Here is a 9,633-nt window from a genome sequence, read left to right as displayed (position 1 = left end):
GTTTGCATGAGGCGCTAGGGCGCCCCATGCAACACGTAATTGGGACATAGCCTTACTCAGCCTATGGGGCTGGCTGCGCTGGCATTTCATTGCTATCGGCTGGCGCACTCTCGGCCACCGAGGCTTCCGGTGCAGGACCCGGCACCAGCTCGACCGCCGGCTTGGCGATAAGGGAGCGGGTCTCTTCCACCGCTTCGGTCAGCTTCACCTCGATGATCTGACCTAGCTCATAGACCACTTCGGTCTTGTCCAGATAGACGCGACCGTTGTCCCAGTTACACTCCAGGCGATCCTTGTTGTCAAGGATATGACGGGCAGGCATGAAGACAACGGCGCCGTTCTCCTGCAGACGCAGCTTGAGGCCGGCACGCATCACATCGATGATCTCGGCGTTGAACACCTGATCGGTGCCAGCTGCGGCTTTCAGGTAACGGACATAGAGCCAGTCGCCGATGTCGCGCTCCACCATGCGGTGCAGACGGCGGCAGGCGGTCAGGTGCTCGGTGAGCTCCTGACTCGGGCGCTCACCCGGGGTCTTGCCGGCGATGACCGCTTTGAGCAGACGATGGTTAACCATATCGCCGTATTTACGGATCGGGGAGGTCCAGGTGGCGTAGGCATCCAGACCCAGGCCGTAGTGGGCGCCCGGCTCGGAGGACATCAGCGCATAGCTCTGGAAGCGGCGGATCTTGCCATCCAGCCAGCGGGTGTCGAGGCTGTCGATCCAGCGGCGCAGGGCGCAGAAACCGGAGAGGCTGGCGATCTCGTCACGCTCGAACGGGGCTTCGGCGCTTTTCAGCAGGTCGATGGCGCCGTCGAGGGACTCTTCGTCAAAGCCGGTGTGAACGTTGAAGATGCCGTAACCGACGCTCTTGCCCAGCACGCGACCGGCGCAGATGTTGGCGGCGATCATCGACTCTTCCACCATGCGGTTGGCGATACGGCGCGGCTCAACGTGGATGGCCAGCACTTCGCCATTCTCGCCCAGCTCGAAGTCATAGTCGGGACGATCCGGGAATACCAGCGCATGCTCGGTGCGCCACGCGATGCGCGCTTCGGTCATCGCCTTCATCAGCGGCAGCTGGGCCAGCACGCCGGCGTCGATAGCCAGCTCTTTGCCGTGCTCCGCCCAGTCGGAGACGTCGTCATAGTTAAGGCGGGCATGGGAGCAGATGCGGGCGGCGAAGAACTCGGTCTCCTCCAGCAGCAGACCATCTTCGGTGATGAGCAGACGGGCGCACAGGGTGTTGCGCTCCTCGCCCTCCTTCAGGGAGCAGAGCTCGTCCGAGAGGGTGCGCGGGATCATCGGTACGTTGCGGCCCGGCATGTAGACGGTGAAGGCGCGCTGGGCGGCCTCTTTGTCCAGCTCGCTCCCTTCGGCCACATAGGCGGTCGGGTCAGCGATGGCAACCAGCAGCTCCCAGCCGTTATCCAGCTTGGTGATGGCCAGCGCATCGTCCATGTCCTTGGTCTTGGCGCCGTCAATGGTGAAGAAAGGCACCTTGGTCAGGTCGCGACGGGGCAGCTCTTCCTCTTCGATCACTTTCCACTCCGGCAGATCCGACGGCTCGACCTGGGCCAGATTGTGGCGCGCCAGCACCACCCACCAGGGCACATTATGATCTTCCTGGGCGGCGATCTTCTGGATAATCTCGGCAGAGAAGTTGCCGTCGACCAGCGCATGGCGCTTGAGGGTGGCGACCACCCAGTCCCCTTCCTTGAACTCTTTCTCATCCAGACCCTTCTTGACACGGGCCTTGATGGCATCCTTGATCAGCGGGTGGTCGGCCACCACGTTGAGGCGGTCGCGGAACATCTTGACCCGTGCCACGAAGCGGGTAACAGACTGCTCCAGCAGGGTATCCGGCTCGGCCACTTCCTTCTCTTTTTCGGTGCGGATCAGGGCGGTCACCCGGTCACCGTGCATCACCTTCTTCATGTAGGGAGGCGGCACGAAATAGCTGGTTTTCTCATCGACTTCCAGAAAGCCGAAGCCCCGGTCCGAGGCGCGGATCACCCCCTCTTTCTTCGGGATGTTTTCGCGGATTTGTTGCTTGAGCTGGGCCAGCAGCGGATTGTCTTGGAACATAAGTGAGGAACCTGAAGTGAAAACCTGGGTGGAGACCTGATGAAGGATCGCCCTGCACTATACGTTTTTAGCCCTGCAAAGCCAAGGTGAATGGCCTGCTTAGCGTGGTTTCAACTGCGATCTGGCATGGTCGATAAGGCGTTGGGAGAGCTGCTTGTGAACCCCTTTTTCCAGTACCCAGCGGTGCCAGTAGAGGCGTTCCGTCAGGACGTGGTCGGGACTGAGGTTGAGCAGTGACCCGCCAGCCAGCTGGCCTCTTATCTGCAACTCGGGGATGAGACAATAGGCCAGCCCCTGTTCTGCCATGGCGACGAAAGCCTCTGACGAGTGGACCGTATGGCAGGGGTAACCGCCCGGCTCCAGCCCGAAGTGTTCTCTCATAAAGCTCACATGCATGTCATCGCGCTGATCGAACGCCACCGCCGGTGCCTTGGCCAGCGCCTCCCGGGTCAGGCCGTGAGGGAAGTGGCAGGCTACGAAGGCGGGGCTGGCAGTGAGCTGATAGTTCATCTCACCTAGCTCATCGATGCAGCAACCCGCCAGCGGCTGGGGATGCAGGCTGACTGCACCAAAGGCCTGACCCTCGCGGACCTTGTCGAGGGTGCGGCTCTCGTCATCGACCAGCAGGTTGAGTTCGATGGGGTGCTGTTTCAACAAGGGGGCAATGGCGGGCAAAAACCAGGTGGCCAGGCTGTCGGCGTTCACTGCGATGCTGATCCGGATTGGCCCTTGCGGCTGGTCGGGGGCCAGCTCCCCCGCTAGTTCGAGCTCGAGCTGATGTACCTGCCGATAGTGGGCCAGCAGTTTTTGGCCGAGTGGCGTGGCCTGCAGCGGCTGGCTGCGAATGAGCAGTGGCTCGGCAAACTGCTGCTCCAGCTGCTTGATCCGCTGGGAGATGGCCGACTGGGTGATATGGAGCGACTTGGCCGCCCGATCGAAGTTCTGCTCCTGCAGTACCGCATCCAGTGCCCGCAGCAGTTTGTAGTCCAGCTCTTTCATCTTCTCTCCCTTCCGTTGCCCAAGGGCTGACTCTACGTCACTCAGCAGGGGACAACAATGGGCGGCGGAAGGGGCGTTGTGCTGTGATATCTGACAGTGGTGGTCTGTCTTGTAAGGAAGGCATACTTCTAGAGACCGCAGGGGGCAGCCCTGCGGGGTCATAGCGATACAGCGATACGTTTATCCCGGGCCTGTTTTCCCGGGATTTTTTATATCTGGGCCGCTAACTCATGCGAGCGATAGGTGGCACTTTGATAGTGTCCGATGAGCGGCTGCGAGACCGCCAAGGCAAATCGCTCATCCAGATAAAAGCGCAGGCCGACACCTTTCACTGCACCGAGATCTACCGCTTGGCGGTGGCCCAGACGAGCCATAGGGATTCCGAGACGGCGGAAAATGCGTTCTGCGGGCAGGCTGGCTACACCAACAAACTCTTTGATGCCGTTGGCTGTAGCAAACGCATAGGCTTCCCGAAGGAGTACGCAGGTCAGCTCGCTGACTCCATTGGTCATGCACGGAGCGCGGGTCGCATCGATAGCCAGACGGGTGAGTTCCCAGATCTCGGGAGTGCGAGGCGCGTTTTCACCGGCAAGGGCGGTGGGAAAAATGCTGGGCAACATATAGGTGCTGGCGCAACTGAGCAGACGGATACAGGCGCAGACTCCTTGTTCATCTTCGACCAGTACCCAATGGGTGTCTGGCGTGTCAAAGCTGTCGCGTTCTAAACCGTGGTAAGACTCGACGTCCCAGCCTAGCCGGTCGGAAAAGACGCGATTTCGAAATTGATAGAGTTCGTTCTCTACGACGTTTCGTGGGTGATCTCTCAATTTTCCTTTGAAAACCAACATTATGAACTCTCTCTCTGCCTGTTCGCCGTTATAATCAGAAGCTTGGCCAGGGGGGCTAGCATATGAAACAAGAGCAACTGTTTGAGTATCTGGAACATTTCACTTCGGTGACGGATGGTGACCGTCTTGCCGAACTGATCGGTCGCTTTACGGTCGATATGGGTTATGACTATTACGGCTTTACCCTGATCATTCCGATGTCGATGCAAAGACCCAAAGTGGTACTGTTTAATCAGTGCCCCGATTCCTGGGTGCAGGCCTATACCGAAAACAACATGCTGGCGTGCGATCCGGTGATCCGGCTGGCACGCAAGCAGACGCTGCCCATTTACTGGAACCGTCTCGATGAGCGGGCTCGCTTTCTGCAAGAGGGAAGCATGGACGTGATGGGGTTGGCAGCCGAGTTCGGATTGCGCAATGGCATCTCCTTCCCTCTGCACGGCGCAGCCGGGGAGAACGGGATCCTCTCCTTCATCACCTCCGAGCGGGCTTCTAGCGATCTGCTGCTGGAGTCCTCGCCGATCCTCTCCTGGATGGCCAATTACATCTTCGAGGCTGCAATCAGGGTTGTGCGCCTGAGGGATTCGGATCAACAAGCCGCCCTGACGGATCGTGAGACCGAATGCCTGTTCTGGGCCAGTGAAGGGAAGACGTCTAGCGAGATCGCCTGCATCCTCGGGATCACGGAGCGCACGGTCAATTACCATCTCAATCAGGTCACCCGTAAAACCGGCTCCATGAACCGCTATCAGGCCATTGCCAAGGGGGTTAGCAGTGGTATTTTGTTGCCGAATCTTGAGCATGTAGTTGTTACCAACTTCCCTAGATTACTGCAGTAGGCTGAGCCCACAGGTGCAACAGATTCTCCTGCCGCATTGTAATGGTCACAATTGTCAGATCCGGTAATTGACAAGGGTGGGAACTGCGACTGGGCATGACGTTTTTATTAGCAAAATGAATCAATCAGTAAATCAATGAATTTCTAAGAAGGAACCTCCATCGCTATAGTGCCGCTCATTCATCATTTCGAACGGTACTCTCCATGATGCTCGCAACGACACTGCAAGGTTTCACCATCGGTCTGGCCATGATCATCCCCATCGGCGCCCAGAATGCCTTTGTGCTGAGCCGGGGCATCCATCGCAATCACCATTTGCTGACGGCCACGCTCTGCAGTTTCTGCGATCTCGCCCTGATTGCCATCGGTGTATTTGGCGGTGCCAATGTGCTGGCCGCCAGCCCCTTCGGCATGGCGCTGCTCACCTGGGGTGGCGTGCTGTTTCTCGGCTGGTTCGGTGGCCGTTCTCTGCTCAGTGCCTGGCGTGGTAAAGGGGAGGGAGTTGCCGATTCTGCTCAGCAGATGGGGGCCAAAAGCGTGCTGGCGATGACGCTGGGAGTTACGCTGCTCAATCCTCACGTCTATCTCGATACATTGATGCTGCTCGGCTCCCTTGGCAGTCAGGTGAGCGAGTCCCTGCGTCCGGCCTTTGCTGCGGGGGCCATGCTCGCCTCGCTGGTGTGGTTCTACTCGCTGGCGCTGGGGGCCGCGGCGCTGGCGCCCTGGTTGGCCCGCAGCCGAGTGCAGCAGGGGATCGATCTGTTGGTTGGCATCATCATGCTGAGCCTGGCTGTTCAACTGGCCATAGGACGTTGAGGAAGTTAAGGCGGCAGGAATGAGCGACCGGTAACAAAAAGATGCCACTCACATGAGTGGCATCTTTGCTATTACAGGGGCTCAGACTCTGAACTGGGAGAGCAGGCGCTGTTGCAGCAGGCTGGCCTGATGGAGCGAGGAGGCGAGCTGCAGGCACTCTTGCGCCTCCTGTTCGCCGGTTCTGGCTTGTAGACTGATGCCGGAGACCTTGTCAGAGGAGTGGCTCAAAGTGTGTGACAGTTGGCCTGTGGCTACGGCCACCTGCTGCACCATGTCGGCCAGCTGGTCGATGGCGCTTTCCACCTTGAACAGGATCTGCTTGGTGTTCTCGGAGTCCTGCATGCCGGACTCCACCGTCTTGAGGTTGCGTTGCATCATCAGATAGGCGGTTTCGGTCTGCTGCTGGATGCTGCTGATCACCTGGCTGATCTCGGCGCTTGATGTCGCGGTGCGATTGGCCAGGGTGCGCACCTCGTCCGCAACCACCGCAAAGCCACGCCCCATCTCCCCCGCGCGGGCCGCTTCGATAGCCGCATTGAGGGCTAGCAGGTTGGTCTGCTCCGAGATACCGCTGATGGTGGAGATGATCTGGCCAATCTGCCCCGCCTGCTCCTTGAGAGAGTTGATGGCGATGGCACACTCGCTCACCTCCTGTACCACCCGTTGCATGCCCGCGCTGGCGGAGGTGACATACTGGCTGCTCTCGGTGGTCAGCTGGCGCACCTCATTGGCATTGTGGGCCGCCATGCTGCAGTTGTCCGAGATACCTGTGGCGACTTGCACCATCTGTTCACTGTCGTGGAGAAGGGACAGCGCATGTTCGGCGGTCTGGCGGCTGCTCTGGCTGATTGCCTCCACCCGGATGACCGAGGTGTGAACGTGTTTGCTGATGTGCTGGTTGTTGTCCATGGTGGAGCTGATCATCTTTTGCAATTTCTCGATGAAGCGATCCACGCTGTTGGCCAGTGAGCCGATTTCGTCATCTCGCCGCAGGTTGATACGGGCGTTGAGGTCCCCCTCACCTTCCGCGATATCCTGCATCCTTTTGTCCACTTGCAGCAGCGGGGTTACCAGTTTGCGGGTCAGCCAGAAGCCGCAGAGGGTGACCATGACCAGGCTCAGCAGCAGGCCACCCAACAGCAGAGTGCTGGTCTGGCTAATGATGCCGTTGAGCTGGGCCACCTGATCCTCGACGGTGGCATCGCCGCTCTCCTCGATGGCAACCAGCTGTTGTCGCAGATCATCGGCACTGACCTCATAGGCGGACTGCTGGGCCTGATAGCTGCCGAGCGCATCGACCCACTGTCCCATCAGTTGCTGATGCCGGGCCAACAGAGCGCGATAATCTGCCGACAGTGTCTTGCCGGCAAATTCCCCGGTTCCCTCGATATCGAACAGCCCGGTGCCGAGCATGCTGTCGACCGCTTCGTGGTAGAAGTCGGTCGCCTCTTTTAACTCGGCTTGGATCGCCTCTGTGACTCCTTGTCTGCGCATCTTCTCCAGCGCATAGAGTTGGCGCAAAAAGCCTATGTTGGACTCCATACCCCCGTCGGCCGCTTCCCAGCGAGTGGAGAGGCCGCTGTTCCAGCTGATGTTCTGGTCGGGGGATTGGGTCAGCGCCTCGACCGCGCCGTCGCCGATCACCTCCAGCTGGATCGAGAGGCGAGCCATCAGATCGGCGTTGTGATGCAGGGCCTGATCCACCTCGGTATAGGCGTGATAGAGCGCCAGCAGCTTCTCTTGTTGCTGTTGATAGTCCTGCTTGTGCTGTTTCATGGTGGCAAGGGCTGCACCATCAATGAGCTGCCCCTGGCTGACCCGGGCCAGCGCATCATCAGTCGCCGCCTTGGCAGCATCGAGTTCGGCGCGATTGAGCTGGGTGCCGTTTTGCATCTTCTGAATCTGTAGCTGTTGGTTGCCCAGCTCTATGGAGCCCTCCATGGCACCGTCGGCGGTCTGCCAGGCGGCGCCCAGTACGTAGGAGAGCAGATTGGCTAGCCGCTGGCTGCCATACCAGCCAACGACCCCCATGCCCAGCGTACAGCCGAGCAATATGGCAAGACCCAGATTGGAGGTGGTAACAATTTTCATGTGATGGCCTTCCTTGGTATCGACATTGGCACCAACTTAGGTTCCGAACGGGTTTGTCGTGGTGGTTTATCCCCCGCTCGGGGGCCGATGCGGCGCTGAAACATCCCGTGCACTGGCTGCACCCGATCAAGCATGGTGGAAAATTGGGTAAAAAGCCTCTCTGACCACAAGGGTGTTGCCGCCCTATGCTGGATACTTATCCAGTTATTCTTTATGCTATGAGCCAATTTACGAATAGTTGTATTGGTGAGGAGAGTGCTGTGATTGGTCGCTTGAGAGGCATTGTCATTGAAAAGCAACCCCCCGAGGTCCTGTTGGAAGTGGGCGGGGTGGGTTATGAGGTACAGATGCCGATGAGCTGCTTCTATGATTTGCCGGAGATCGGCAAGGAAGCGACCATCCATACTCACTTCGTGGTGCGGGAAGATGCTCAGTTGCTCTATGGTTTTAACCACAAACAGGAGCGTGCGCTGTTCCGCGAGCTGATCAAGACCAACGGAGTCGGCCCCAAGCTGGCGCTGGCTATTCTCTCCGGCATGACAGCTACCCAGTTTGTGCTGAGTGTCGAACGTGAAGAGATAAGCTCTTTGGTCAAACTGCCGGGAGTCGGCAAGAAGACCGCCGAGCGGCTGGTGGTGGAGATGAAGGATCGCCTCAAGGGGTGGGTCAGTCACGACCTCTTCTCCCCGGCCATGGTCACCTTGCCAGTCAGTGAGCCCGAATTGCGAGCACCGGATGTGACCGAAGAGGCGGCCAGCGCCCTGGTGGCCCTCGGTTACAAGCCGCAGCAGGCGAGCCAGATTGTCAGCAAGATCGCCAAAGATGGGATGTCGGTGGAAGATATCATCCGTGAATCCCTGCGTAGCCTGGTGTGAGGTAGTTGATGATTGAAGCAGACCGCCTCATCTCGGCCAGTGCCGCCCGTGAGGATGACATTATTGACCGGGCTATTCGCCCCAAGAAGCTGGCTGATTACACCGGTCAGGATACTGTCTGCGAGCAGATGGAGATCTTTATCGAAGCGGCGCGCCAGCGGGGCGAGGCGCTCGATCACCTGCTGATCTTTGGCCCGCCGGGTCTGGGCAAGACCACCCTCGCCAACATCGTTGCCAACGAGATGGGGGTCAATATCAAGACCACCTCCGGCCCTGTGCTGGAGAAAGCGGGGGATCTGGCGGCGCTGCTCACCAACCTTGAACCGAACGATGTGCTGTTCATCGACGAGATCCATCGCCTCAGCCCGGTGGTGGAGGAGGTGCTCTATCCGGCGATGGAGGATTACCAGCTCGACATCATGATCGGTGAGGGACCTGCGGCCCGCTCCATCAAGCTGGATTTGCCTCCTTTCACCCTGATCGGCGCCACCACCCGGGCCGGTTCACTCACCAGCCCGCTGCGGGATCGCTTCGGTATTGTCCAGCGGCTGGAGTTCTACAACGTCAAGGATCTGACTGATATCGTCTCCCGCAGTGCCCGTTGTCTGGGACTCGACATGACGGAAGATGGTGCCATTGAGGTCGCACGTCGCTCTCGCGGCACGCCGCGGATTGCTAACCGTTTGTTAAGGCGGGTGCGCGACTTTGCCCAGGTGAAATCCGATGGCCGGATCGACGGCCCCATTGCTGCCCGCGCCATGGACATGCTGGATGTCGATAACGAAGGTTTTGACTTCATGGACCGCAAGTTATTGTTGGCTGTGATAGACAAGTTTATGGGGGGCCCGGTGGGTCTCGATAATCTGGCCGCCGCGATCGGGGAAGAGAAAGATACTATCGAAGATGTGCTGGAGCCTTATCTGATCCAGCAGGGGTATCTGCAACGTACACCCAGAGGACGGATTGCGACCACACGAGCCTACGCTCATTTCGGTCTTCAGCGACCAGATGAGAAGTAAAAACAGTCGTTTGAACATGAAACCGCCGTCAAAGGCGGTTTTTTATTATCCGGGCAAA

The 9,633-nt window shown here is 58.8% G+C and carries 8 protein-coding genes; 4 read left to right on the top strand and 4 right to left on the bottom strand.

The window, feature by feature from the left end:
- Positions 1 to 61 precede the first annotated feature (61 nt).
- The 3 genes from ACRAUW_RS14615 to ACRAUW_RS14605 form a co-directional block, all read right to left on the bottom strand.
- Positions 62 to 2,089, bottom strand: a complete 2,028-nt coding sequence (locus tag ACRAUW_RS14615) for an exoribonuclease II (protein WP_431362860.1) — start codon at positions 2,087 to 2,089, stop codon at positions 62 to 64.
- A 99-nt stretch (positions 2,090 to 2,188) separates the two neighbouring features.
- Complete coding sequence (locus ACRAUW_RS14610) at positions 2,189 to 3,088, bottom strand: LysR family transcriptional regulator ArgP (protein ID WP_431362859.1); 900 nt, start codon at positions 3,086 to 3,088, stop codon at positions 2,189 to 2,191.
- A 209-nt stretch (positions 3,089 to 3,297) separates the two neighbouring features.
- The gene (locus tag ACRAUW_RS14605) at positions 3,298 to 3,936 is read right to left on the bottom strand and encodes an acyl-homoserine-lactone synthase (RefSeq protein ID WP_431362858.1); all 639 of its coding nucleotides are present in this window, start codon (positions 3,934 to 3,936) and stop codon (positions 3,298 to 3,300) included.
- Positions 3,937 to 3,998: 62 nt separating this feature from the next.
- On the opposite strand from ACRAUW_RS14605, the gene ACRAUW_RS14600 reads away from it, so the two are divergent.
- Positions 3,999 to 4,775, top strand: coding sequence for a LuxR family transcriptional regulator (locus ACRAUW_RS14600; protein WP_431362857.1), 777 nt, complete (start codon positions 3,999 to 4,001; stop codon positions 4,773 to 4,775).
- A gap of 206 nt (positions 4,776 to 4,981) precedes the next feature.
- Positions 4,982 to 5,590, top strand: a complete 609-nt coding sequence (lysE, locus tag ACRAUW_RS14595; RefSeq protein WP_431362861.1) for an L-lysine exporter — start codon at positions 4,982 to 4,984, stop codon at positions 5,588 to 5,590.
- Positions 5,591 to 5,671: 81 nt separating this feature from the next.
- Here lysE and ACRAUW_RS14590 read toward each other — a convergent pair whose 3' ends face one another.
- Positions 5,672 to 7,681, bottom strand: a complete 2,010-nt coding sequence (locus tag ACRAUW_RS14590; protein ID WP_431362856.1) for a methyl-accepting chemotaxis protein — start codon at positions 7,679 to 7,681, stop codon at positions 5,672 to 5,674.
- 260 nt (positions 7,682 to 7,941) lie between these two features.
- Here ACRAUW_RS14590 and ruvA point away from each other — a divergent pair, with 260 nt between their 5' ends.
- Together ruvA and ruvB are read left to right on the top strand one after the other, a co-directional pair.
- On the top strand, positions 7,942 to 8,556 hold the full coding sequence (ruvA, locus tag ACRAUW_RS14585; RefSeq protein ID WP_431362855.1) for a Holliday junction branch migration protein RuvA: 615 nt from the start codon (positions 7,942 to 7,944) through the stop codon (positions 8,554 to 8,556).
- An 8-nt stretch (positions 8,557 to 8,564) separates the two neighbouring features.
- Positions 8,565 to 9,575: a Holliday junction branch migration DNA helicase RuvB gene (gene ruvB / locus ACRAUW_RS14580; RefSeq protein ID WP_005335744.1), complete on the top strand. Its 1,011-nt coding sequence runs from the start codon at positions 8,565 to 8,567 to the stop codon at positions 9,573 to 9,575.
- Positions 9,576 to 9,633 lie beyond the last annotated feature (58 nt).

This window comes from Aeromonas sp. (assembly GCF_050633025.1).
Lineage (GTDB): Bacteria > Pseudomonadota > Gammaproteobacteria > Enterobacterales > Aeromonadaceae > Aeromonas.
The sequence above is the reverse complement of the archived record's forward strand: the minus strand, read 5'-3'. Positions and strand labels throughout refer to the sequence as shown.